This window comes from Micromonospora sp. NPDC047730 (genome assembly GCF_043204765.1).
GTDB lineage: Bacteria > Actinomycetota > Actinomycetes > Mycobacteriales > Micromonosporaceae > Micromonospora.
Window position 1 is genome coordinate 1 of the sequence record NZ_JBIDCU010000029.1, and the last position, 21,414, is coordinate 21,414.

The 21,414-nt window shown below is 71.2% G+C and carries 32 protein-coding genes; 31 read left to right on the plus strand and 1 reads right to left on the minus strand.

Annotation, left to right across the window (positions count from 1 at the left end; genetic code table 11):
- The first annotated feature begins 71 nt into the window (after positions 1 to 71).
- Positions 72 to 1,604 carry a recombinase family protein gene (locus ACGF5G_RS33585; protein WP_393270514.1) on the plus strand — a complete coding sequence of 511 codons (1,533 nt, stop codon included), beginning with the start codon at positions 72 to 74 and terminating at the stop codon, positions 1,602 to 1,604.
- 302 nt (positions 1,605 to 1,906) lie between these two features.
- On the opposite strand, the gene ACGF5G_RS33590 is transcribed toward ACGF5G_RS33585, so the two are convergent.
- Positions 1,907 to 2,107: a helix-turn-helix transcriptional regulator gene (locus tag ACGF5G_RS33590; protein WP_393270516.1), complete on the minus strand. Its 201-nt coding sequence runs from the start codon at positions 2,105 to 2,107 to the stop codon at positions 1,907 to 1,909.
- Positions 2,108 to 2,472: 365 nt separating this feature from the next.
- Here ACGF5G_RS33590 and ACGF5G_RS33595 point away from each other — a divergent pair, with 365 nt between their 5' ends.
- The 30 genes from ACGF5G_RS33595 (at position 2,473) to ACGF5G_RS33740 (ending at position 21,343) form a co-directional block, all read left to right on the plus strand.
- Positions 2,473 to 2,763: a hypothetical protein gene (locus tag ACGF5G_RS33595; protein ID WP_393270519.1), complete on the plus strand. Its 291-nt coding sequence runs from the start codon at positions 2,473 to 2,475 to the stop codon at positions 2,761 to 2,763.
- Complete coding sequence (locus ACGF5G_RS33600; RefSeq protein ID WP_393270520.1) at positions 2,763 to 3,017, plus strand: flavin reductase; 255 nt, start codon at positions 2,763 to 2,765, stop codon at positions 3,015 to 3,017. Before ACGF5G_RS33595 ends, ACGF5G_RS33600 begins: the two co-directional genes overlap by 1 nt.
- Positions 3,018 to 3,150: 133 nt before the next feature.
- Positions 3,151 to 4,449, plus strand: coding sequence for a hypothetical protein (locus tag ACGF5G_RS33605; protein ID WP_393270522.1), 1,299 nt, complete (start codon positions 3,151 to 3,153; stop codon positions 4,447 to 4,449).
- A 140-nt stretch (positions 4,450 to 4,589) separates the two neighbouring features.
- Complete coding sequence (locus tag ACGF5G_RS33610; protein ID WP_393270524.1) at positions 4,590 to 5,258, plus strand: hypothetical protein; 669 nt, start codon at positions 4,590 to 4,592, stop codon at positions 5,256 to 5,258.
- Positions 5,255 to 5,557 carry a hypothetical protein gene (locus ACGF5G_RS33615; protein ID WP_393270527.1) on the plus strand — a complete coding sequence of 101 codons (303 nt, stop codon included), beginning with the start codon at positions 5,255 to 5,257 and terminating at the stop codon, positions 5,555 to 5,557. The genes ACGF5G_RS33610 and ACGF5G_RS33615 overlap by 4 nt, the downstream gene beginning before the upstream one ends.
- The gene (locus ACGF5G_RS33620) at positions 5,554 to 5,910 is read left to right on the plus strand and encodes a hypothetical protein (protein WP_393270529.1); all 357 of its coding nucleotides are present in this window, start codon (positions 5,554 to 5,556) and stop codon (positions 5,908 to 5,910) included. The genes ACGF5G_RS33615 and ACGF5G_RS33620 overlap by 4 nt, the downstream gene beginning before the upstream one ends.
- Complete coding sequence (locus ACGF5G_RS33625; RefSeq protein WP_393270532.1) at positions 5,907 to 6,203, plus strand: hypothetical protein; 297 nt, start codon at positions 5,907 to 5,909, stop codon at positions 6,201 to 6,203. The genes ACGF5G_RS33620 and ACGF5G_RS33625 overlap by 4 nt, the downstream gene beginning before the upstream one ends.
- Positions 6,200 to 6,658 carry a hypothetical protein gene (locus tag ACGF5G_RS33630; protein WP_393270535.1) on the plus strand — a complete coding sequence of 153 codons (459 nt, stop codon included), beginning with the start codon at positions 6,200 to 6,202 and terminating at the stop codon, positions 6,656 to 6,658. The genes ACGF5G_RS33625 and ACGF5G_RS33630 overlap by 4 nt, the downstream gene beginning before the upstream one ends.
- Positions 6,655 to 6,888: a hypothetical protein gene (locus tag ACGF5G_RS33635; RefSeq protein WP_393270537.1), complete on the plus strand. Its 234-nt coding sequence runs from the start codon at positions 6,655 to 6,657 to the stop codon at positions 6,886 to 6,888. The genes ACGF5G_RS33630 and ACGF5G_RS33635 overlap by 4 nt, the downstream gene beginning before the upstream one ends.
- An 8-nt stretch (positions 6,889 to 6,896) precedes the next feature.
- Positions 6,897 to 7,094 carry a hypothetical protein gene (locus tag ACGF5G_RS33640; protein WP_393270540.1) on the plus strand — a complete coding sequence of 66 codons (198 nt, stop codon included), beginning with the start codon at positions 6,897 to 6,899 and terminating at the stop codon, positions 7,092 to 7,094.
- Positions 7,095 to 7,249: 155 nt separating this feature from the next.
- Positions 7,250 to 7,567 (plus strand): hypothetical protein, encoded by a 318-nt coding sequence (locus ACGF5G_RS33645; protein WP_393270542.1) that lies wholly within the window; start codon positions 7,250 to 7,252, stop codon positions 7,565 to 7,567.
- A gap of 12 nt (positions 7,568 to 7,579) precedes the next feature.
- Positions 7,580 to 7,822 (plus strand): hypothetical protein, encoded by a 243-nt coding sequence (locus ACGF5G_RS33650; RefSeq protein ID WP_393270545.1) that lies wholly within the window; start codon positions 7,580 to 7,582, stop codon positions 7,820 to 7,822.
- Entirely contained in the window at positions 7,819 to 8,100 is a 282-nt protein-coding gene (locus tag ACGF5G_RS33655) for a hypothetical protein (RefSeq protein ID WP_393270547.1), read from the plus strand. The genes ACGF5G_RS33650 and ACGF5G_RS33655 overlap by 4 nt, the downstream gene beginning before the upstream one ends.
- A 402-nt stretch (positions 8,101 to 8,502) precedes the next feature.
- Positions 8,503 to 8,802, plus strand: a complete 300-nt coding sequence (locus ACGF5G_RS33660; protein WP_393270548.1) for an HNH endonuclease — start codon at positions 8,503 to 8,505, stop codon at positions 8,800 to 8,802.
- 166 nt (positions 8,803 to 8,968) lie between these two features.
- The gene (locus tag ACGF5G_RS33665; protein ID WP_393270550.1) at positions 8,969 to 9,184 is read left to right on the plus strand and encodes a hypothetical protein; all 216 of its coding nucleotides are present in this window, start codon (positions 8,969 to 8,971) and stop codon (positions 9,182 to 9,184) included.
- On the plus strand, positions 9,181 to 9,528 hold the full coding sequence (locus ACGF5G_RS33670; RefSeq protein WP_393270552.1) for a hypothetical protein: 348 nt from the start codon (positions 9,181 to 9,183) through the stop codon (positions 9,526 to 9,528). Before ACGF5G_RS33665 ends, ACGF5G_RS33670 begins: the two co-directional genes overlap by 4 nt.
- An 18-nt stretch (positions 9,529 to 9,546) precedes the next feature.
- Complete coding sequence (locus ACGF5G_RS33675; RefSeq protein ID WP_393270555.1) at positions 9,547 to 9,996, plus strand: hypothetical protein; 450 nt, start codon at positions 9,547 to 9,549, stop codon at positions 9,994 to 9,996.
- Positions 9,993 to 11,738: a terminase gene (locus tag ACGF5G_RS33680; protein ID WP_393270557.1), complete on the plus strand. Its 1,746-nt coding sequence runs from the start codon at positions 9,993 to 9,995 to the stop codon at positions 11,736 to 11,738. Before ACGF5G_RS33675 ends, ACGF5G_RS33680 begins: the two co-directional genes overlap by 4 nt.
- A 33-nt stretch (positions 11,739 to 11,771) precedes the next feature.
- Complete coding sequence (locus ACGF5G_RS33685; protein ID WP_393270560.1) at positions 11,772 to 13,163, plus strand: phage portal protein; 1,392 nt, start codon at positions 11,772 to 11,774, stop codon at positions 13,161 to 13,163.
- Positions 13,147 to 13,914: a hypothetical protein gene (locus tag ACGF5G_RS33690; protein WP_393270563.1), complete on the plus strand. Its 768-nt coding sequence runs from the start codon at positions 13,147 to 13,149 to the stop codon at positions 13,912 to 13,914. Before ACGF5G_RS33685 ends, ACGF5G_RS33690 begins: the two co-directional genes overlap by 17 nt.
- A gap of 126 nt (positions 13,915 to 14,040) precedes the next feature.
- Positions 14,041 to 14,550: a hypothetical protein gene (locus ACGF5G_RS33695; protein WP_393270566.1), complete on the plus strand. Its 510-nt coding sequence runs from the start codon at positions 14,041 to 14,043 to the stop codon at positions 14,548 to 14,550.
- 18 nt (positions 14,551 to 14,568) lie between these two features.
- The gene (locus ACGF5G_RS33700; protein WP_393270569.1) at positions 14,569 to 15,486 is read left to right on the plus strand and encodes a P22 phage major capsid protein family protein; all 918 of its coding nucleotides are present in this window, start codon (positions 14,569 to 14,571) and stop codon (positions 15,484 to 15,486) included.
- Between the two features lie 12 nt (positions 15,487 to 15,498).
- The gene (locus tag ACGF5G_RS33705) at positions 15,499 to 15,942 is read left to right on the plus strand and encodes a hypothetical protein (protein ID WP_393270572.1); all 444 of its coding nucleotides are present in this window, start codon (positions 15,499 to 15,501) and stop codon (positions 15,940 to 15,942) included.
- A complete protein-coding gene (locus tag ACGF5G_RS33710) occupies positions 15,939 to 16,208 on the plus strand; it encodes a hypothetical protein (protein ID WP_393270575.1) in 270 nt (89 codons plus the stop codon). Before ACGF5G_RS33705 ends, ACGF5G_RS33710 begins: the two co-directional genes overlap by 4 nt.
- A gap of 4 nt (positions 16,209 to 16,212) precedes the next feature.
- Positions 16,213 to 16,509: a hypothetical protein gene (locus ACGF5G_RS33715; protein WP_393270578.1), complete on the plus strand. Its 297-nt coding sequence runs from the start codon at positions 16,213 to 16,215 to the stop codon at positions 16,507 to 16,509.
- Entirely contained in the window at positions 16,506 to 16,904 is a 399-nt protein-coding gene (locus ACGF5G_RS33720; protein WP_393270581.1) for a hypothetical protein, read from the plus strand. The genes ACGF5G_RS33715 and ACGF5G_RS33720 overlap by 4 nt, the downstream gene beginning before the upstream one ends.
- 10 nt (positions 16,905 to 16,914) lie before the next feature.
- Complete coding sequence (locus ACGF5G_RS33725; RefSeq protein WP_393270584.1) at positions 16,915 to 17,466, plus strand: hypothetical protein; 552 nt, start codon at positions 16,915 to 16,917, stop codon at positions 17,464 to 17,466.
- A 108-nt stretch (positions 17,467 to 17,574) separates the two neighbouring features.
- Positions 17,575 to 17,847, plus strand: a complete 273-nt coding sequence (locus tag ACGF5G_RS33730; RefSeq protein ID WP_393270585.1) for a hypothetical protein — start codon at positions 17,575 to 17,577, stop codon at positions 17,845 to 17,847.
- 372 nt (positions 17,848 to 18,219) lie between these two features.
- Positions 18,220 to 20,466, plus strand: coding sequence for a hypothetical protein (locus tag ACGF5G_RS33735; protein ID WP_393270588.1), 2,247 nt, complete (start codon positions 18,220 to 18,222; stop codon positions 20,464 to 20,466).
- Positions 20,459 to 21,343 (plus strand): hypothetical protein, encoded by an 885-nt coding sequence (locus tag ACGF5G_RS33740; RefSeq protein ID WP_393270591.1) that lies wholly within the window; start codon positions 20,459 to 20,461, stop codon positions 21,341 to 21,343. The genes ACGF5G_RS33735 and ACGF5G_RS33740 overlap by 8 nt, the downstream gene beginning before the upstream one ends.
- The last annotated feature ends 71 nt before the right edge of the window (positions 21,344 to 21,414 follow it).

Here is a 21,414-nt window from a genome sequence, read left to right on the forward strand (position 1 = left end):
GGCACGGTCATGCCCATAGACACACATTAGACGGGGTGCGCTGAACGATCGGCGCACGGTACGCTCAACGCATGACGCACCTACCGTTCGCGGGGCCCGCCCTGGGCCGCCGCCGGCTTCGGGCGAGTATCTACGTCCGTCTGTCCAACGCCGCCGACGAATCGAATACGTCGCTAGACAACATGGTCGCCGAGTGCCGCGCGCTGTGCGCCCGCGAGGACTTCGAGGAGATCGCCCTACACGTAGACGACGGCCTGTCCGGCGGTATCCGCGACCGCCCGCAGTTCACCGCGTGGCTGAACGACGCCCGTCACCAACGCTGTGACGTCCTGGTCGCGCATCACGTCGACCGCATGACCCGCGAGGGCCTGAACGTCGCGGCGACGATCCTCGACGTGCAAGAGGGGAAGGACCCGACGACCGGGCGGGTCGTCCGCCCCCCGGTCCGGTTGATGGATACGAAGGGCGTCGACTCGAACGGCGGCGTCGCCTTCCGAATGATGTTCGTAATCAAAGCCGAGGCGGCCCGGGAAGAGCGCGAGCGCGCCCGCGAGCGGGTCGCCGGCCGTGCGACCCGGCTGCGCCTCGCCGGCCGCTGGCCCGGCGGGGAGGTCCCCTTCGGCTTCGAGATCGTTCCGGCACCTGACGGGAAGGGAAAGACCCTCGCCGAGTGCCCGAAGGAGGCCGCCGCCCTGCGCGAGTGTGCGTCGCGCATCCTCGACGGTCACACCCTCGGCCGCACGGTCCGATGGTTGAACCTGAACGGCCCTAAGCCACGCCGCGCGCCCGAGTGGTCGCGGATCACTCTCGGGCAGGCACTCACGGGGGACCACATCCTCGGTCGGGTCACGATCGGCGGCGTCGTCCAGCGCGACGGCAAGGGCCGCGCCCTGACGCCGTTCCCGGCCGTCCTCGACCTTCCGACGGTGGTCGAGCTGCGGAAGGCCCTCGCGCCGTCTGGTGACCCTCGGAAGCGCGGCGGCCGGAAGCCCTCGCGCCTCGGCTCGCGGCTGATCGAGTGCGACGGCTGCGGCGGGTACCTCTACGTCGTCCGGCGCACCGCCTCGCGCACCGCCGCCGAGATCGCCGCCGGCCGCAAGGGGCGCTCGGACCTGATCGCGTATCGCTGCCAGCGGCGGGCGGACGGCGGCATCTGCCCGACTCCCCTGGTCGTCTCGGCGCTCCCCTTCGAGGCGTACCTAGAAGAGCGCTTCCTGTCCGACTTCGGGCATGTCCCGATGGTTGAGCGGCGCGTGATCGTGGCGGACGACGGGCGCCTAGCCGAAGTAGAAGAGTCGATCGCCCACACGCTCGCCAAGCTCGCCCAGGCGGCTACGCCCGAGGGCTTCGCCGACCTTCAGCGGCTACAGGCCGAGCGCGCCCTACTGGCCGACGCCCCGCGCGAGCCCGTCGTGACCCGCGTCCTGACCGGCCGCACGATGGCCGAGGAGTGGCACACCCGGGACCTCGAAGGGAAGCGCGAACTACTGGCCGACGCCTACGAAGTCCTGCGCCTGCGGCCCGGTCGGCGTGGCCGTAGAGGTTTCGACCCGGCCCGCCTCCTCGCGATCCCGGCCGAGGGCACCCACGACCCCGAGGACTAGCCGTGTAAACGAAGATGGGCCCGAAGGTGCGAACTTCGGGCCCGGGTGCGGCCACCCCTGGAAAGGCGAACGCCCCGGCACGGTAACACGAACGCCCCTGGCTCACCGCCCGGGGCGTTTGCCGTGTGCGCCGGGTAGCGCCGGGGTGACGCCGGGTAGTGAAGAGCGGCGCGGGAGTGACGAAGTGGCCCCAATCTCTACACTCCCCTATTACTTCTTAGAAGGAGGAGGAGGAGGAGCCTAGACATAGATACGGGAGTGTAGAAGTTGACGTCACTTCGTCACCCGGCCCCCGGACGCCGCTACTCCGCTTCCGCCTCGCCCAGGTGCGGGCGGTGCTTCCGAATCCAAGCCTCGACGTCAGCGATCCGCCAGACCGTCCCCATCGCGAGCCGGTCATAGGGCGCCGGCCAGTCAGCGCGCAGCGTCAACTGCCGGACACGCTCCCGCGAGACGCCGAGGCGGTCGGCGATCTCCTGAGGCCCGTACAGATGATCCGGCACGCCCGCAGGTTAGCCGGGTCACCCCTTGGCAAACGTGGAGAGTACGCCCGCCAATTGGCACGCGGGTACTACACGCTTGACAAGGGGTGCGTTGAACGGGAACGTAGAGGAATGAGACGACTACGCCCCGCCCCCGTCCTGGCCGACCTCGTCCACCGCCGCCGACGCCCCTGGTCCCGCTGGTGCGTGTGCGGGCTGCGCTGGCGGGCGTGCCCGGACCGTCACCGCCCGCCCGAGCCCGTATACCCGCCGGCCGTTCAGCGCACCCGCGCCCGCTGGGACGCCCCGACCCGCGAGGTCGGGACCGTTGGCCGCGTCGGCCGGCTGACCCGCGCCGGGGCCTTCCGCGCGAACGGGGGTCACTGGTGACCCTAAGGAAGCTGAAGTCCGGCGACGTGATCCGCCTGACCCGCGACGCGAGCCCCCAGTTCGTTAACCCGATCCGCGTCCGCGTGATCCGCGTCCTAGACGACTGGCACACGTACGACGGGTGGAAGTGGCTGGACGGCTACCAGCTCGGCCCGAAGGACGAGGCGGTCGACCGCCGGACCCTCTTCGTCCGCGTGGCCGGCGTCCAATGGCTGACGAAGCCGGCCCCACCGTCGCCGGGTACGCCGCGCCGGCCGCTCCCGCGTGCGCGGATGGTGGTGGGCTGATGGTTCCCCGCCGCATCCTCCCGCACCTGCCGTCTCGGCCCACCTGGCGCTGCCAGTCGTGCGGTGTCGCCTGGCCCTGCTCACCCGCAAAGCTGCGTCTCCTCGCCGAGTACCGCACGCGCCGCGCGGGCCTGCTGGTCTACCTGCGGGCCCTGAAGGCCGAGGCCGCGGAACAACTCGCCGAGCTGGACAGCGGGACGCCGCCGGCTGACCTCGACCGGCGCTTCGTCAACTGGGCTATCCCCGTCCTGTAGCCGGCCCCGACCGCCCCGGCCTGTCTAGCGCCTAGACAGCGTCGGGGCGGTTTTATTTTGCCCTGAACACCCCGGCGCGCTCTGGCCCACTCCTCCTGTGTCCCCAACAGACACGAGGCCTGAGGAGGCCAGCGTGACCCGTAACCTGCACATCACCTCGACGGCAGTCTCCGGTGAGACCCGCTCGACGCTCGACGTCGAGCGGTCGCTTCACCTGACCGACGGCACCTTCCTCCGTATGGACGACCGCACGCGGCTCGGTCAGGCGCACTTCTCGGCCGACGACGCCCGGAAGCTCGGCGAGTGGTTCGCGACCCGCTACGGCGTCGGCGGCTACCTCGACGCGAAGCCGGGCGAGACCGTGAAGGTCGTCAACCGCGACGGCACGCTGAAGGACACCGCCGAGGTCCGCGAGGCGGTCGACAGCGACGGCGCGTACGACCTGAAGGGCCACGGCTACGTGTCGGCCGCCTTCGTTCGTCACGCCGACGCGATCCTGCCCGAGGCCACCCCGGCCACCCCGGCTGCGCCGTCCGCCCCGGCCTTCACCGAGGGAACGCCGGTCGTGATCGTGACCGACGACGCGAAGAGCCCGGTCGGTAGCCCGGCCGGCCTGGCGAAGGGGACCCCGGCCGTGGTCCGGCGCACGACCGGCGGGAGCTACACGGCCCGGAACGGCCTCGGTTACCACGTCCGCGCGATGGTCGACGGCACGCTGACCGACCGGCTGGTCCGCGCCCAGGACGTCGCCCTGACCATGCCGGCCGAGCCCGCGACGCCCGCGCCGCTGAAGGTCGGGGACGTGGTCGCCCTGAAGCCGGGCGCGAAGACCTCCTTCGGCGGCGACGTGTACTTCGCGTCGGACGTGGCCCGGGTGAAGGTCGTGAGCCTCCCAGACGCGAAGGACGTCTACGTTCGGGCGGTCGACGGCTCTGGCGCGCACGGTAGCCGGGCTACCGGTCAGTACGTCGGCCGCGCCTACCTCGGCGACCCGATCGCGGAAGCGCCGTTCGCCCCGAAGGTCGGGGACGTGGTGGCGCTGAAGTCCGACGCCCGGATGGTGGCGGGCCCTTGCTCGCTGGTCCGGCTGGGCGCGACGAAGGTCAAGGTCGTCAGCCCCGCGGACCCCGACGGTGACCTGTTCGTGAAGGCCCTCGACGGCCGGGAGATCGGCCGCGGCGCCTACGTCCAGCGGTCGGGCCTCGCGCCGCTGTCCGAGGCCCCCGTGCGCCCCTGGGCCGTCGGTGACGAGGCGATCGTGACTGAGGACGAGCCGACCTTCGCGGGGGTCTTCCGGGGCGACCGCGTGCGGATCACCGACCTGCCGTCGGGGAGCGACCCGCGCTACCGCGCCCAGTTCGTCTCGGGCCGGGGTCGCGTCCGGCGGGACGGCGGTTGGTACGTCCCCGCCTCGGCGCTGCGCCGCCCGTGACCCTTCCGCAGTAACCGAAAGGCCCGTCCCTGGGACTCCCCCGGGGGCGGGCCTTTTCCGTTGCCCGGACCTGAACAGCGCGGCGGGTGCTGGCCCACTCCTCCTGTGTCCCTGAACGACACACGGCCCGAGGAGGCCCGTTGAGCACGTACAACCGTTCCGCGATGATCTTCGACCACAAGGACGCCGACGGCGACACCCTGAGCGTTTACACGCTCGCCGCCCGCCGCTACGCCCCGGCGACCCTCGCGGTCGCGGTGAACGCCGAGGACGACGACCGCGAGCAGATCGCCCACCTGACCCCCGACGCCGTAACCCGGCTGCGGGCGGCCCTGAAGCCGCACGACCCGGCCGAGAAGGGCGCCGAGGCACCGGCCCAGGTGTTCGAGATCGGCCGCGCGTACCGACTTCTGCCGGGGGCGCGCTACTCGAACGGCGAACCCGCGTCGATCGCCCGCGCGGGCGCGACCCGCGTCACCTACGACGGCCCCGGCGACGGCGACGGGAACGTCTGGGTCCGCCCGGTCGGGGGTGGGATGGCCCGCCTGGTCGCCCCGAGGTACCTCGCCCCGCTCGACCCGCCCGCGCCGGCCCCGGCAACGACCGAGGGCGCGTCGTACGCGGACCTGTCCGGCGAGGACATGGACGCCCTCGGGCTGCGCCTGGTCACCGAGGAGTCCTTCCCGCTCGACGCCCAGCGCGTCGCGGCCGTGAAGGAAGCCTTCGCGATCCTCGGCGACGACGGCGCGACCGTCGACACGGACTCCCTCCTCGCGATCGCGGACTTCCTGATTGGGGAGGCGGCGTGAAGCGCGCTCTCCCCTACGTCGCTGGCGGGGCCCTCCTCGGGGCCCTCGCCGGCCTGGCCTTCGGCCTCGGCAACTACGCCGCGACCTGGCTGCTCTGGTTCCTGTACTTCGCCCTGGTCGAGCTGCGGGCCCTGTTCAACAGCCGCACAGGCGACACGCTGTCGGAGCACGTCTGGCAGTGGTTCGCGGTCGGCGGCGGTCGCCCGGTCGACGGGTGGGCACGCCTACGACGGACGGTCCTGCTGGGCTTCATGGCCTGGCTGACGCTTCACTTCGTCGGCGGCGGGGTGATCGTGTGACCGTCTTCCGCCACACGAACGGAAACGCCCTGTCCGTCGGCGAGACGTTCGACGCCGACGGAGAGCTTCGGATTGACGGCGACTACATGGAACGCGCCGAGGTCGTGAAGCTGCGCGACCACCTGACCGCCCTCCTCGGCGACGCCCCTGCGGTCCCGACCGGCCCGTTAACGGTCGCTGCCGGTTACGGCCGGCTGACCCGCGCCGAGGCCCTGAAGCTCGCCGAGGAGACCGTGACGCGGCTCGCCCCGGCGACGAACGCCCGCGGCTACGCGGACGGGACGGCGAAGCTCGCCGAGCGCATGGACGCGATCCTTCGCACCGCTGACTACCTGACGGGAGGTCGGGCGTGATCATCCATACCTTCAACGGCTACACCCGCGAGGTTGCCGACGAACTGGACGACGACGGCGACCTGAAGATGTTCGGCGAGTGGTTCCGCCGTAAGGACGTCGCCGCCCTGCGGGACCACCTGACCACCCTCCTCGGCGACGTCCCGCCGGCCGACCCGGACGCCGTCGCCGTCGTGAAGGCGGCGGTCGAGGAGGTCGCCCGCCAGCTCGACGCCGATACCCGCTTCCCGTCCTCGACCGGCGTCGCCTTCCGGATGCTCGCCCGCAATCTCGACGTGAGGAGTCACCTGTGACCATCACCCCCGACGAGGCCCTGACGAAGGGCCGCGAGTTCGTGACCAACCTTCCCGGTGAGTTCGAGCTGACGACGCCGGACAAGATGATCGCCGCTGAGGTCTGCGTCGCGGCCTTCCTCATGGACTACAGCGCCCCGCCCGAGCCCGAGGCGAGCGAGGAGCCCGAGGGGGAGACCGAGGCCGCCGACGAGAAGGACAGCGAGCCGGGTCCGCTCGGCCCGGTCCGGCACGCCGTGTGTGCGGTCTCGCCGCCCGACGCCGCCTACACCGAGGCGTATCGGACCGTCCGCGGCCCGATGGTCCGCCTCGGCGTGGCCGACGGTCCGTCGCGGTTCAACGTCGTCTTGACGCCGTCCGACGCCCGCCGCTTCGCCGCCGGCATCCTGAACGCCGCCGACGAGGCCGACGGGACCGATGCCCTTCACTTCGGCGTGGGAAGCCCGCTGTCGTGAGCGACGACCCGACGGCGGACGGCATTCGAGAGAGCGCCGTCGACACGATCCACGAATGGATGCCGAAGCGCCCGGACGCGGCGCCCGGCTGGTTGCTCGCCCTGACCGGCCGCGACTACGGATCGGGCGAGCTGCGTTACGAGCTGCGCCCGGAAGACCTGGCCCTCGCCGGCCTGCCCTCGCTGCGCTACCGCGTGACTATCACTGTCGAACAGGAGGCCGCCCCGTGAAAGAGTTCATGACCGCCCTCGCCGCCCTGGCCGTCTCGATCGCCCTGACCGGCTGGCTCTTCATGGTCACGGTCGGCGTGATCCGGGGCGAGTGGCTTCACGACCTGCCGACGATCGGCTTCGGGTCTTCGATGCTGGTCGCGACCCTGATCGGCGCGTGCGCGGCCGTGATGCGCGGTACCCACGGCGCGCGGTCGGATTCGTGACCGCCTGAGACCGCCTCAGAAATTCTGAGCGCCCCGACCCCACCCGCACCTACCGCCTAGCACTGATCGCCCGCGAGAGACCGTCTCTCGCACCCCGGAAGGGCACGTCTGGCCGCGCGCTGGGCGTGCCCTTCCCTGTCCCTGAAGGAGATCCCGTGTCCCGTGCCCTGTCCCTGGGCGTCTCGGCCGTCATGGTCGGCGCGCTGTCCCTGACCGTCGCCGCGTGCGTCGACCCCGAGGCCGCCTGCGCGAAGCCCGGCGGTGGGTCCGGCTCGTCGTCGTCCGGTTCGAGGTCGTCCAGCTCGACCAGCTCGGGCACCCGCACCGCCCCGCAGGCCCCGCGAGTGCAGGCCCCGCCCCGCCAGCCGGCCAGCAAGCCGACGACCTACCGGACCACCTACCGCGACGGCGTCCCGGTCGTCGTACCGATCGTCGTGGACGACGACGCCTTCGAGACCGACTGCGACGACTGAAGGAGGCCCCGCATGTCCCGCAGGATGAAGGCTGACGAACCGCTGTACCGCGCCGCGATCACGGCGACCTACCCGCCGAGCCGCTGGCGGGACGAGGAATGGACCGAAACCGTCTACGTCGGCCCCTACACGTCGACCGGCCCGGCTTCCCGGGCGGTGACTGTCGAGGTCAAGAAGGCGTTGGAGTGGGGGGGAGCGACGTCGGCGACCGGCCACGTCGAGCGCGCCCCGGCGGCCTGGGAGCGGATCGAGTGACCAACCCCCTCGACGAGCTGGCCGCCGAGGTCGCCGAGGCCCACTCCCTCGACCCGGCGGCCTTCGCGGCCCGCGTCCGTCGTCAGCTCGCCCGGCGAATGGAGCGCGGCGCGCGGCCGTTCAAGCGGTGCGCGGCGTGCGACCGCGACCTTCCGGCGCGGGACTTCGCCGAGGACAGGTCCCGACCTGACGGCCTTCAGCGACGCTGCCGGCAGTGCGACCGGGACCGCTCGGCCGCTCGAAGATCCGCGTCACCCACCCCCGGCACACTCACCTAGTAGAGCGAGGGACCACGCGCCCTCGCCCACCCGCTACGGCCCCGCCACCCGCCGACCTGTGAGCCCCTAGGGACAGGCGCGGGAGGCGGGGCGTATGCGAGACCCCGCCGGGTGATTCCCGGCCTGCGGACTGGCCCCGTACACACGGACTAGCTGGTCTGCTTGAACGCCCCGGGCGCTTCGGCCACCGGGGTTCTGTGTGAAAGCCCCGGACCCACCTCTGTCTGCCGACATGTGGCCGGGGCCATGCTCTCGCCTCGGGCGGGGCGCTCTCCTTCGGACCTGGCCGCGAGAGCACCCGCCCGAGCGCCATCCCACGCCCCCGGCGTGCGCTCCCCCACTGCCTCTTACGCATGGGGTTCGAGCGCCCCGGGGGCGTTCGTCTTCTACCTGGGGGTCGCGATGACCTGGGAAGGGTCAGATCGCAGGGCCCGCCTTCCGCACGACTGGGCCCTTCGCCGCGTGCGGGTGCTGCGCAGGGACGGCTATCGCTGCCGGCAGGTATTCACCACGGGGGAGCGCTGCGGCGCCCCTGGCAGCGAGGTCGATCACGTTGAGCGAGGCGATAACCACGACCTAGCGAACCTTCAGACCCTCTGTTCGTACTGCCACGCACGTAAGACCGCAGGCGAGGCCGCCCAGGCCCGTCGCCCGCGGCCGAAGCGCGCTCGCGAGTCCGAGCGTCATCCTGGCGCGCTGTGACCCTGTGTGTTGTCACTCTGCGTGACCCCTGGGGGGTGGCCCCCCGCCCCGGCCCGGCCCCCACCGAAGCGGCATAGCGCCTCGGGCTGTGTACGGGCATAGAGGTCGTGATCGAGGGTCGCGCCCGACCGGAATCTCACCCTGTGTAAACGCCCGAGGAGGGCCCATGACCCCTGCCGACGTCGCTCACCGCTTCGCGTTCCACACCGCGACGACCGAGGAGAAGCGCGACGCGCACACGAGCGTCCGCCAGGCGTGCCGCCAGCTCGCCGACGACCTGAACGCGCGCCTTCCCGAGGGCCGCGAGAAGTCGACCGCGATCACGAAGCTCGAAGAGGTCATGTTTTGGGCGAACGCCGCCCTCGCACGGGCCGAGTCGTGATCTTCGGCCGCGCCCGCTTCGGCGGCTGGGTCCGCTGGCTTCCCCTCTACGCCTCGCCGATGTTCGAGGACCGCCGCCGCCCGTGGCGCACTGCGCGCGGCGTCGCCGTCGGGACGTTCGGCCGCGTCGTCTACGCCTACGCCGCCCCGCGCGAGGAGACCGCCGCGGGTTGCGTCCCTGACGACTGCTACGAGGTCGCCCACCACGAGTACCGGACGTGGCCCGTCCGTCTTCCCACGCCGCACGCCTTCCGCCGTGGCACCTGGCCGCGCGGCGGCACCCGCGCCAACCGCGCGTGGATGTACCTGCGGGGGTGGGGCCTGATCCGCCTTTACCACCTGTAGCCCGAGAGGAGGTCCGCCGTGGCCCGTGGCACCCTTCACGCCCCGAAGAGCGAAGCGACGCGCCGCCGCCGCAACACCCCGACGCACGGCGAGACCGTCCTTCCCGACGACGACGAGGTCCGCGGCCCCGAGCTGGCCGACCTGACCGCCGGCCGCGAGTTCCGCGCCGAGACCGTCGCGTGGTTCGAGACCTGGCGCCGCTCTCCGCAGGCCGCCGTCTTCATCGCGACCGACTGGCTTCGCCTGGCGACCCTTGCGCCGATCGTGGACGCCTACTGGCGCCGCCCCTCGGCCGCCGCCCTGTCCGAGATCCGGATGAACGAAGAGCGCCTAGGCGCGACCGTCGTAGACCGGATGCGCGCCCGGATGCGCGTCGAGACCGACGACGAAGCCGCCGAGGACGACCTTCCGGCGGGCGTCGCGTCCCTGACCGAGCGTCGTGCCGCGCTGCGCGACAGGCTCGCGTGACCGCCCCGGACGCCCGGGATGCCGAACTCGAAGAGCTGAACCGCCTCGCCGCGCTCGAAGCGCGAAAGGCAGTCGCCGCCCACGCCCTGACGACGATCGAGGCGTTCCCGCTCGACGGGTCGATTAAGACCCTCGGATGGGGCGTTATCGATTGGGTCGAGGCGTGGCTACTTCAGCCCGACGGCGACGAGGCCGGCGAGCCCTATCGGTTAACCCGGGAACAACTGAACTTCGTCCTTTGGTTCTACGCCGTAGACAATCGGGGACGCTTCATTTACCGACGCGCGGTACTGCGCCGCGCTAAGGGCTGGGGGAAGTCGCCGTTCCTGGGTGCGCTCGCGCTCGCGGAATTGTGCGGGCCGGTCCGGTTCTCGCACTGGACGAAGGACGGCGAGGCCGTCGGTAAGGCGCACCCCGCGCCGTGGATCGTGATTGCGGGCGTCAGCGAGACGCAGACCGAAAACACGATGGCCGCTATTCGGTCAATGGTCGAGGACTCGCCGCTAGTCGAGGCCGCCGGCTTGGACGTCGGAAAGACGCGGATCTTCACGCCTACTGGCGGGAAGATCATGCCCGTTACCGCGTCCAGTAGCAGTCAGGAAGGCGCGCGTCCGTCCTTCGCGATCATGGACGAAACGCACCACTGGACCGAGTCGAACGGCGGCTACGCCCTCGCCCGCGTGATTCGCCGCAACCTGGCGAAGAGCCGCGACGGCATGGCCCGCGCAATCGAGACCACGAACGCGCACGGCCCGGGACAGGACAGCGTCGCGGAAATCTCCTACCTGGCGTATCTCGCCCAGCAAGAGAAGCGCACGCGCGGGACGGGCATCCTCTACGACTCCCGCGAGGCCCCGGGTCATATCGACCTGTCGGACCGCGACGAGCTAATGAACGGCCTCGCGATGGCCTACGGCGATTCGCTGTGGGTCGACCTCGAACGCATCGCCGAGGAGGTCTACGACCCGGCGACGCCCCCAGAGGAGGCACGGCGGTTCTACCTGAACCAAATCGTCGCCGCCGCGGACTCGTGGCTCGCCCCACACGAATACGACGCGAACGGGCCGGAAGAGCGGCGCAAGAAGGGCTTGCCCGAGCTGGTCCCGCTGAAGCGCAGCGAGCCCGGGAAATGGCGCGAGGCCGACACGGTAACCCTCGGATTCGACGGCGGCCGAACGGACGACTCGACGGCCCTGGTCGCCGTCCGAATGTCCGACGGCGCGGCCTTTTTGCTCGGCCTCTGGGAAAAGCCCGAGGGCCCTTCCGGCGTCGGCTGGGAGGTCAATCAGGAGGACGTCCGCGGCGTCGTCGACCACGCTTTCGCGACCCTCGACGTCGTCGGCTTCTTCAGCGATGTCGCCTACTGGGAAACCGACGTCGACCGCTGGCGCGAGCTACACGGGGAACGCCTCCTAGTGAAGGCGACGACCCGCCACACGATCGCGTGGGATATGCGCTCTCACCAGGGCGACACGGTCCGCGCCGTCGAGGCCCTTCACCGCGCCTTCATCGACGGTGAGGTCCCCCACGACGGCGAGCTGAGGCTTCGCCGGCACGTCCTGAACGCCCGCCGCCGGCCGAACCGCTGGGGCGTGAGCTTCGGGAAGGAGACCCGGGAGTCGCCGAAGAAGGTCGACGCCCTGGCCGCGTTGCTGCTCGCCGTCATGGCCCGGTCCCGCGTGATCGCGGACGGCGCACTCGCTAAGCGCCGCAAGCCGACCGGCCGCCTCGTCGGCTTCTAACCCGTTTACACGCCTCGGAAGGGGGCCCGTCCGTTGCCGACCGACGGCAGTATTACCGGCCTCGCCGAAGAGCTGATTACCGAGCACCGCGCCGAGACCGGCAACCGCCACAAGGGAGCCGGGAAGGTCGCCCGCTACCTGCGGGGCGATCACGACCTGCCGTACATGCCGCGCGGCGCGAAGGCCGAATACGTCAGCCTGGCGAAGAAGTCCGTCACGAACTGGCTCCCGCTGATCAGCGAGACCTACGTAAAGGGCCTGTTCGTGGACGGTTACCGGGCCGCGAAGAAGACGGAGAACGCCGCGCCGTGGCGGTTCTGGCAGGCTAACCGGCTCGACGCCCGGCAGACGATCGCGCACCGCGGGGCGTTGGAGCTGGGCGCGGCGTACGTGCGGGTCCTGAAGGGCACCCCGGCGCCGAGCATCCGCCCGCTACCGGCCCTGTCGACCTGGGCGCGGTACGAGGACGACGGCGACGAGTGGCCCGTTCACGGTCTCTACGTGAAGGGCCGCTCGGCCGACGGCGCGCAGCTTTTCGAGTTGTACGACCGGGAGCACGTCTACCAGCTCGCCCAGGGCAAGGGCGAGAGCCTGAAGGTCGTCGGCACCCCGCAGGCCCACGGCCTCGGCGTAACCCCGCTGGCGCGCTTCCGCGACCGCCTCGACGGCGAGAACCGAGGCATCGTCTGCCCGCTGATCGTCCTTCAGGACCGGATTAACGAGGCGGTCTTCTCGCTGCTGATCGCCCTTCAGTTCGCGTCGTTCCGACAGCGCTGGGCTACCGGCCTGGCGATCCCGACCGTGGACGACCCGGAAAGTCCGCTCTTCGGCCAGCCGGTCGAGCCGTTTCAGGCGGCCGTCGATCGGCTCTGGGTCACGGACTCGCCGGACGCGAAGTTCGGGTCGTTCGACCAGACGGACGTTAGCGGCCACCTCGAAACCTACGGGTCCGGCGTGCGCACGCTCGCGGCGATCGCCCAGCTTTCGCCTCACGTCCTCCTCGGCGACCTCGTCAACCTGTCCGCCGACGCGCTCGCCGCCGCCGAGGCCGCCACGCAGCGCAAGATCGGCGAGTACGAAACGATCTTCGGGGAGTCCTGGGAACAGACCCTTCGCCTCGCCGCGCTCGCGGCCAACGACCGGGAGTCCGCGCAGGACACTTCCTCGCAGGTCCGCTGGCGCGACACCGAGGCCCGCAGCATGGCCGCAGCGGTCGACGCCCTCGGGAAGATGGTGACCATGCTCGCCGTGCCGGCCGAGGCCGCGTGGGAGCGGATCCCGGGCGTGACCGACGACGACATCACGCGATGGCGCGAAATGGCGAAGTCGTCCGACGGCCTGACCCAGCTCGCGGCGACGCTCGCCCGCCGGGCCGAGCCGGCCGCGACCACTCCCGCCGGGGCCGCCGATGGCGCCGACGGCTGATCAGGTCGCCGACGAGTACCGCCGGCTTCAGTCGCAACTGTCGGGCGAGGCCGCCGCACAGGTGACCGTCGCCTATGAAACCCTGCTGAACCCGCTCGACCTCGACCAGACCTTCCCGGTCTATGCCGAGGTCGTCGCCCGGATCATCGAAGCGGCCCGCCAGTCGGCGGCCGTCCTCGCCGGGGCCTTCTACGTCGCCCACCGCGAAGCGCTGCGGGTGACCGAGGAGGTCCCGGCGATCGCGTACGCGGGTCAGCTTCCGCCGGCCCAGCTCGCGACGTCCCTCCTCGTGACCGGCCCGGTCCGCGTGAAGCGGCTGACCAGCAAGGGAGCCTCGCCCGCCCAGGCGGCGGCGAAGGCCCGCGCGGCGACCGCTCGCGCCACGATCCGGCACGTTACGGACGGCGGCCGAGAGACGATCCGGGACACCACGCGGCGGGACCCCGTCGCACTGGGCTTCGCCCGGCTGACCGACGGCGACCCGTGCTATTTCTGCGCGATGCTCGCCAGCCGGGGCCCGGTCTATGAGTCCGAGGAGACCGCGGGGAAGGACGACCCGTATCACGACGGGTGCGGGTGCATACCCGCGCCTGTCTACCGCCGGTCGGACCCGTGGCCCGGCCGCGCCCGAGAGTTCGAGGCGTTGTGGGCCGAGGCGACCGCCGGCAAGTCGGGCCGAAAGGCGGTCAACGCCTTCCGTCGCGCCCACGAAGCGAATCGGCGAGTCGAAAGGCCCGCTGAGACGGCCTAGGAGCGTCTGACGCCCCTCAGCCCTGCCACACCCCTAGTCGACGTGCGTTGAACGATTCACGCACGCCCCTAGGCCCCCGCGCGGGCAGGTCCCGCGCACTCCCCAACCGACCCAGGAGGTCGAACCGTGCCCGACGAGCCCACCACCCCGCCCGTGACCGACCCGGCGCCGTCCGGCGACCCGGCCCCGAGCACCCCGCCGGCCGTGAAGCTCGACGGCCCGTACGACGAGGCCCGCGCCACGCGCCTGATCGAGAACCTTCGCGCCGAGCTGGCCGAGGTCAAGGCGAAGCGTCAGACCCCGCCGACCGAGGTCGCCGAGCTGAAGACCCAGCTCGACGCGATCAACGCCGAGCTTGCGCAGACCCGCACCGCCGCGATCGAGGCCGCGAAGCGGGCCGCCATCGCTGACGCGAAGGTCCCGGCCCACCTGGCGGGCTACGTCAACGGCACGACCCCCGAGGAGATCAAGGCGAGCGCCGAGAAGGTCGCCGCCGACTTCGCCGCGGGCCAGCCGGCCGCGCCGGACCCGCTCCCGGGCCTGCCGAGGCCCGCCCTCACCCCGGGCCGCGCGCCAGCCGACGCCACGCCCGCTTTCGACCCCGTCGCGACCGCCCGAGCGGCGCGCGGTTACTGACCCCCTGGAAGGTAGAAAATGCCGCACGACTTCGTCATTCCCGAGCAGGTGCTCTCGACCGCTATCGCGCTGGTCCGCGATGACCTCATGCTCGCCGCGACCGTGAACCGCGACTACGAGGACGCCTTCGGCGGCGGCCGTGGCACTGTGGTCAACGTCCGCACGCCGAACACCCTGAAGGCCCGGCGCCGGAAGATGACCGACGACGGTCAGGAGATCGTGACCGACACGGTCACCGAGTCGACCATCCCGGTCACCATGACCGAGCACGTCTACTCGGCCGTGGACGTGTCTGACCTTCAGATGCGCATGGACATCGCCGACTTCACCCGGCAGGTCACCGTGCCGCAGGTCCGCGGCATCGTCGAGGACCTGGAAAACCTCGTGACCGAGACCATGCAGGCCCTTCCCGAGTCCGTGGGCCTGGCCTACGACCCGGCGAAGCCGCACCTCACGTTCACCCGGGCGCGCAAGATGCTGCGGGACCTCGGCCTGCCGGCTGCCGGCCTGTGGGCCGCCGTCGGTACCGGCGTCTACGCCGAGCTGGTCGACGCGAACGCGCTCACCGACGCATCGCAGTCCGGTTCGACCGAGGCCCTGCGGAACGCGAACGTCGGTCGCGTCCGGGCCTTCACCGTGGTCGAGAACAACCGCTTCGACGACGACGAGATCGTTTTCTACGGCCGCGACGCCTTCACCCTGGCGATCCGGGCCCCGTACCCGCCGGACGGCGCCGCGTTCTCGGCCTCGCAGTCGGACAACGGCTTCGCGATGACCTGGGTCAAGGACTACGACTCGAAGGTCCTGAAGGACCGCTCGGTCTTCCAGACCTACGCCGGCTGTCAGGCGATGCAGGTCAAGCGACTCGCGAAGGACGGGACGACCTCTCTGGTCACCCCGGCGCTGCGGGTCAAGACCTCGACCATCCCGGCCTGATCGGAGTAACCCGTGAGCCTGCCCCCGCTCGCCCCGGTCGCCGAGCTTGAGCGGCGTCTAGGGCTGGCCCCCGGCACGCTCACCGGATCGGACCTCGTCCGGGCGGGGGTGGCGCTCGAAGATGCGTCGACCCTCGTCCGGGCCGAGGCCGGGACGGACTGGGTTGCCGGGGACGGCGCGACCATCACGGCCCCCGCCGTGGTGACGACCGTCGTCCTCGCGGCGGCCCTGCGTGCCTACCGCAACCCCGACGGCTACCAGGGCGAGTCCGTCGGCGACTACTCCTACCAATACGCCCGCGAGTCGACGTCCGGTTACCTGACCCCGAGCGAAGTCCTGATCGTGCGGCGGGTGGCTGGGAAGGCTGGCTCGCGCGTTTACACGGTTCGGACGCCGAGCGCGTACGACCCGGATCCGGCCGCAACCGCCGACCCGTTCCGCGCGGTGGTCGCATGAGGTTCCCCGACGCCGTGACCGTCCTACGCCCGACCGGCGCCGACGAGTACGGCAACCCCGGCACCGGCCCGCACGCCCCCGCCGGCACGTTCGCCGGCTTCCTGTCCGGCGACGCCGTCTACGCGGCCCCCGGGGTCGATGTTCAGCGCGGCGACCGGCTGGTCATCGGTGCGGACACCTACGACGTCGAGGGCGACCCGCGCGACCTGCGCTCGCCCTCTCGCCCGGTCATGACCCGCGTCGCCGTCCGACTGCGAAGGAGGTAGCCCCGTGGCGGGCGTGGATATCCGACTCGACCACAAGGGCATTGCCGAGCTGCTGAAGTCGGCCGAGTTCGCCGAGGCGATGGCCGAGAAGGCCGGCGAGGTCGCGGCGACCGTCAAGGCCCACCAGTCGATCCGGCGCCACAAAATGCCGGTCACGACCGGCGCCTTCGAGACCGACCGCGCAACGCACAGTGTCACGATCGCAGACCCCGGCGGCCTGCCCGTACAGGCGAAGTACGGCGTCCTGACCCAGGCGGCGACAGCCGCGGGCCTCGAAGTGACCGAGGGGGCCCCCGAGTGAGGGCGGCCGTCCCGTTTCTCGACCCCCGCGCCGGGACCCTCGCGGTCCTGCGGGCCCTGCACCCGGACGTCACCTTCGGCACGAAGCGCCTCGACGAGTGGCCCGAGGGCGACGTCCCGGTCCTGCCGTACGGCGGCGTCTTCGCCGACGGGACCTTCGTCCGCCAGCGGGTTACCGCGACCGCGACGGTCCGAGTCGTCGTCTGGGCCGAGACGGACGCCGCCGGCTACCGGCTCGCCGACGACCTTCACGCCGACCTCCTCGCGTACGAGGGCGGCCCGGACGTTGGGGGCTTCGGCCCGATGACCGGCCCCCTCCCGACGACCGACCCGGACACGGGCCGGCCGATGACCTACTTCACCGTGCGCGCCCGGCTTCGCCCGCGCACAGACTAGGAGCGTTTACATGGGCGACCCGACGAAGGTCAACCTTTGGTCCGGCGCGGACGTCTACATCGCCGAGCCCGGCACCGCCGAGCCGACCGACCTCACGACCCCGTGGGCCGTCGACTGGGACCCGGCCGGCATCCTCGACGGCGAGGAGGGCTTCACCTGGGAGCGCGAAGAGGACTCGTCCGAGTACTACGGCTGGGGCGGCATCCTCGTGAAGAAGACCCGCTCGAAGCACAAGCGGACGGTCACGTTCGTAGCGATGGAGGACAACCCCGTTGTCTTCGCGCTGGTCAACCCCGGCTCGACCCAGACCGTCGCGGGCGGCATCACGACCTCGAAGGTCAAGGTCCCAAAGTACGTGGACATCGCGGTCGGCTTCGAGCTGCGCGAGGGGACGAAGGTTCGGCGGCGCACGGTCAAGCGCGCAACCGCCGAGGTCGCGGGCGAGATCAAGGAAAGCGAGACCGCGCCGACCGTTTACACGATCCTCGTCACCCTCTTCCCCGAGGCGGACTCGACTCTCTACACCGAGCTTTCCGGCGACACGGCTGACCTCACGCCGTGATGCGCTGAACGTTCATCGCACTACCAGGGCCCCGAGGTCGCCGCCCGGACGGCCTCGGGGTCCTTCCTTTCCGCGCCCATCCGCGCCGACTCCCGAAGGAGCCCCCGAATGAAGGCACCGCAGACCCAGGCCGCTCGCGCCGAGGCCGCCGGCCAGGTCGCACAGTTCGCGTACGACGGCGAGACCTACACGGTCGCCCCCTCGAAGGACTGGGACCTCGACGCCCTGGCCGCTTTCGAGGACGGCCACATTCTGACCGCCGTCCGGCTGATCATCGGCGACGCCCAGATGAAGACCTTCAGGTCGAAGAAGCGGACGATCGGCGAGCTGAACGCCCTCTTCGAGGAGGCCCAGAAGGCCGCCGGTATCGAGGGAAACTAGCCGCGCTCGTCGGGGCCCTGCGGGACCACTACGACGCCGTAGAGGCCGACCTTCAGCGCTTCTACGGCGTCGACCTCGCGGGTCTCTGGACGGGCGCGCTCTCGCTGCGCCGCCTGTGCGCGCTGGTCGCGAACCTTCCCGCCGGCTCGGCGCTCTGGGCGGCCGAGGCCGGCCTACCGCTCGGCCTGACGCCGACGGACCTCCTCCTCGCGGACGTCTACCACGCCCTTACCGGCAGCCCTCACCCGCTGCGCCCGACGCCCTCGCCCGCGGCGACGAAGGCGGCTGCGGCGACCCACCACGAAGCCCTAGCCGCGAAGCTGCGCGCCCAACGTGCCCGGCTGCGCCCGCCACCCCGGGAGGAGGCCCCGCATGTCGAACGTCGGCTTCGCGACGCTTCAGGTGATACCGAGCCTGAAGAACCTTCGGCGCCACCTGAAGAAGGAAGCTGACCCGATCCTCGCGGGCTGGGCGAAGGAGGCCGGCGAGACGATCGGCGACGGCCTGGCGAAGTCGGCCGGCGGCGGGATCGCCGAGGCCGTCGGCGCTGCCCTGCGCGAGGGCGTCGACCAGGACAGCGACCGCCTCGGCGAAATGCTGCGCGAGACCTTCCGCGAAAGCGTCCGGCGCGGCGTCGGGGACGGCGTCCGCAACGGGGCCGACGACGCTGAAGACCTCGTCGACCGCCCGCTTCGCCGCAGCGTCCGGCGCGCGACGGCCGCGGGCTTCCGTGCGGGCTTCCGCGCCATGTTCACCGGATCCCAGGACCAGGGCGACCGCTTGCGCCGGTCGATCGGCCTCGGGATCGCGGGCGGCATCGCGAACGGCGCGAAGGAGGGGTTCGAAGCCGCGATGGACAGCGCCCGGACCTTCGTGAAGTTCACGGGCCAGGTCGGCTCGGCCGTCGCCTCGGCGGCGGTAGCGGGCGTCGCTACCGCGCTTCAGGGCATCGGGACGACGGTCGCGACCGGCGGCCTGAACCTCCTCGTCGGCGCGCTGCTCGCGATCGCGTCAGCGCTCCCGATCGTCCTTACCGGCTTTACCGCGCTGGCCCCCCTCGTCCTGCTCGCGGGCGGTCTGTTCGGGTCCCTGTTCACGATCATCGCGGGCGGCGTCGGCTCGGTCGGCGTCTTCGCCCTGGCCTTCCGCGGCCTCGGCGACGCCTTTTCCGAGGTCATGGAAAAGGGGAAGGCGACCGACGAGACGCTGAAGAAGCTCGCGCCGAACGCCCGCAAGTTCGTTAAGGCGTTCGCCGGCCTGCGGAAGCCGCTTTCGGACCTGCGCCGGGCCGTTCAGGACAAGCTCTTCGCCGGCCTCGACAACACGCTGAAGTCACTCGCGAAGAGCTGGCTCCCGGCCCTGAAGCCGATGCTCGGCGACCTCGCCACGCGGTTTAACCGCTTCGCGAAGACCATTGCTGAGGCGCTCGGTAAGCCGGACTTTATCCGCAATATCCGCGAAGCGATGATCGGCTTCGGGTTCTTCCTCGACCGAATCGGCGAAGCGACAGGCCCCCTGATCAAGACGTTCGGCCAGCTCGCGAAGGCCGCCGGTCCGTTCCTCGCGTCCCTCGGCGACAACCTCGCCCGCGCGCTTGAGAAGTTCAGCGCGTGGGTCGACAAGGCCGAGAAGTCCGGTGCCCTGAACGACTTCTTCACGAACGCCGCGAAGGCGCTTCGGGATATCTGGGATATCGGCGGGCTTGTCATCGGAATCGCGGGCGAGCTGATCGACACCTTCTTCCCGTCCTCGAAGAAGGCGAGCGACACCTTCCTCGGCGGCGTGAAGTATTGGCTCGGCGAAATTAAGGCGTGGCTCGCCGACCCGGCGAATAAGCAGAAGATTCAAGAGTTTATGGACAAGCTCGGCGAGTTCATAAACAAGGCCGTCACCGAATGGATCCCGGCCGTCATTGACTTCATGATGAAGGTCGACGAGTGGGGCCAGCGGATCGAGTCGTGGGGAAACACAATCGAGCGGTGGGGCCTCAGGGTCTCGACCGCCTTCACGTCGGCACAGGTCATCGTGTCCGGGCAGATCGCCGCCATGCGCGCCGCGATCGACACCCTGACCGCGCCGATCGAAGCCGCGATTGGGGCCTTCCTGCGACTGCGCAACGGCGCCGCCGGGCACCTCGGCGCGTTGCTCGGGCTGGTCTCGTCCATCCCCGGGCGGATCCTCGCGGCCCTCGGCGGTCTCGACGACGCCCTCTACGGCGTCGGCGCGAACATCGTTCGAGGGCTGGTCGCCGGTATCCGGGCAATGATCCCGAGCGCCCAGAGCATCGCCCGCACCCTGGCGAGCAGCGTCCGGGCCGCCGCTGAAAACACCCTCGGGATTAACAGCCCGTCCAAGGTCTTCGCCCGAATCGGTGGCTTCACGGCCGAGGGCATGGTCCGGGGGATCGAGCGCGGGACGCCGAAGGTCACGAAGGCCGTAAACGCGATGGTCGCGGCCCCGAACGTTGCCAGCGGCGGCACCTCGCGCGGCGCGGTCACGGCGGCCGGCGGCCCGCTGGTCGGCTCGCTGACGCTGAACGCCCGCGAGGACGTCCGCGACCAGCTCGAAGAGGTCACTTTCGCGCTTCGGCGCATCCGGCGAGGGGGCGTCTATGCGTGACGGTGAGTACGAGCTGCGCTTCCCAGGGACCTCGGTCACCTGGGGGCCGGCTGACCTGCCCATCGTGAACATGTCCGCCCCCGACCTGGGCGACGCCGAAGTCCGCGACGACGACGAGGACCGCCCCCGAGAGGACGGCCGAGCTTTCGGCCAGGACTTCCGGGGCGGCCGGTCGATCACGTTCGAGCTGGGCGTCTTCGGCGACGACGAGGCCGAGGCCCGAGCGACGCTGGCGGGCCTGGCGCAAGCCTGGCGCGGGGACGCCGTCCGGCGCACGCCCGGCGCGGTGGCCGAGCTGCGAATGCGGCACGCGGGGCGCGAGCGGATCGTCTACGGGAGGCCCCGGCGCTTTGCGTCGAATGAGACCGAGATCGGCGAGGGCGTCGCCCTGGTCGTCGCGGACTTCGCCGCCACGGACGATCTCTTCTATGGCCCGGCCGAGCACACCCGAGACGTCGGCCTCGTCCCGCCTCTCGGCGGCGGCCTGACCGGTACCCTCGCGGCCCCGCTGACCACGACCGCAACGTCCGACCGTTCGGCCGGGGTCACGGTCGGGGGTGCGCTCGCCGCCTGGCCCGTCCTGACGATCCGCGGCCCGGTCACGAACCCGGTCGTCGAGGTCGTCGGCCTCTGGCGGCTAGAGCTGCGCACGACCCTCGCCCACGACAGCACGGTCACGATCGACCCCCGCCCCTGGGCCCGCTCGGTCTTGCTTAACGGCGGCGGGTCCCTGGCGGGCGCGCTGACCCGCACGTCGCCGCGCCTCGCCGCGATGGCGATCCCGCCCGGCGCGTACGAGGTCGCCTTCCGGGGGACCGACGCGACCGGCACGTCTTCCGTGCGCTTCGCCTGGCGCGAGACCTTCCCGACCCCTTAGGAGCGTGTAAACGTGGCTTTCGACCCTGTCCCGTGGTTTGTGGGTGGCGGCGCCGAGCACTCCCCCGAGGT

Coding starts and splice junctions, on each gene's coding strand:
- ACGF5G_RS33585 (WP_393270514.1), top strand. CDS start 72: ATGACGCACCTACCGTTCGCGGGGCCCGCCCTGGGCCGCCGCCGGCTT.
- ACGF5G_RS33600 (WP_393270520.1), top strand. CDS start 2,763: ATGGTTCCCCGCCGCATCCTCCCGCACCTGCCGTCTCGGCCCACCTGG.
- ACGF5G_RS33640 (WP_393270540.1), top strand. CDS start 6,897: ATGACCGCCCTCGCCGCCCTGGCCGTCTCGATCGCCCTGACCGGCTGG.
- ACGF5G_RS33650 (WP_393270545.1), top strand. CDS start 7,580: ATGTCCCGCAGGATGAAGGCTGACGAACCGCTGTACCGCGCCGCGATC.
- ACGF5G_RS33660 (WP_393270548.1), top strand. CDS start 8,503: ATGACCTGGGAAGGGTCAGATCGCAGGGCCCGCCTTCCGCACGACTGG.
- ACGF5G_RS33665 (WP_393270550.1), top strand. CDS start 8,969: ATGACCCCTGCCGACGTCGCTCACCGCTTCGCGTTCCACACCGCGACG.
- ACGF5G_RS33690 (WP_393270563.1), top strand. CDS start 13,147: ATGGCGCCGACGGCTGATCAGGTCGCCGACGAGTACCGCCGGCTTCAG.
- ACGF5G_RS33700 (WP_393270569.1), top strand. CDS start 14,569: ATGCCGCACGACTTCGTCATTCCCGAGCAGGTGCTCTCGACCGCTATC.
- ACGF5G_RS33710 (WP_393270575.1), top strand. CDS start 15,939: ATGAGGTTCCCCGACGCCGTGACCGTCCTACGCCCGACCGGCGCCGAC.
- ACGF5G_RS33725 (WP_393270584.1), top strand. CDS start 16,915: ATGGGCGACCCGACGAAGGTCAACCTTTGGTCCGGCGCGGACGTCTAC.
- ACGF5G_RS33730 (WP_393270585.1), top strand. CDS start 17,575: ATGAAGGCACCGCAGACCCAGGCCGCTCGCGCCGAGGCCGCCGGCCAG.
- ACGF5G_RS33735 (WP_393270588.1), top strand. CDS start 18,220: ATGTCGAACGTCGGCTTCGCGACGCTTCAGGTGATACCGAGCCTGAAG.
- ACGF5G_RS33740 (WP_393270591.1), top strand. CDS start 20,459: ATGCGTGACGGTGAGTACGAGCTGCGCTTCCCAGGGACCTCGGTCACC.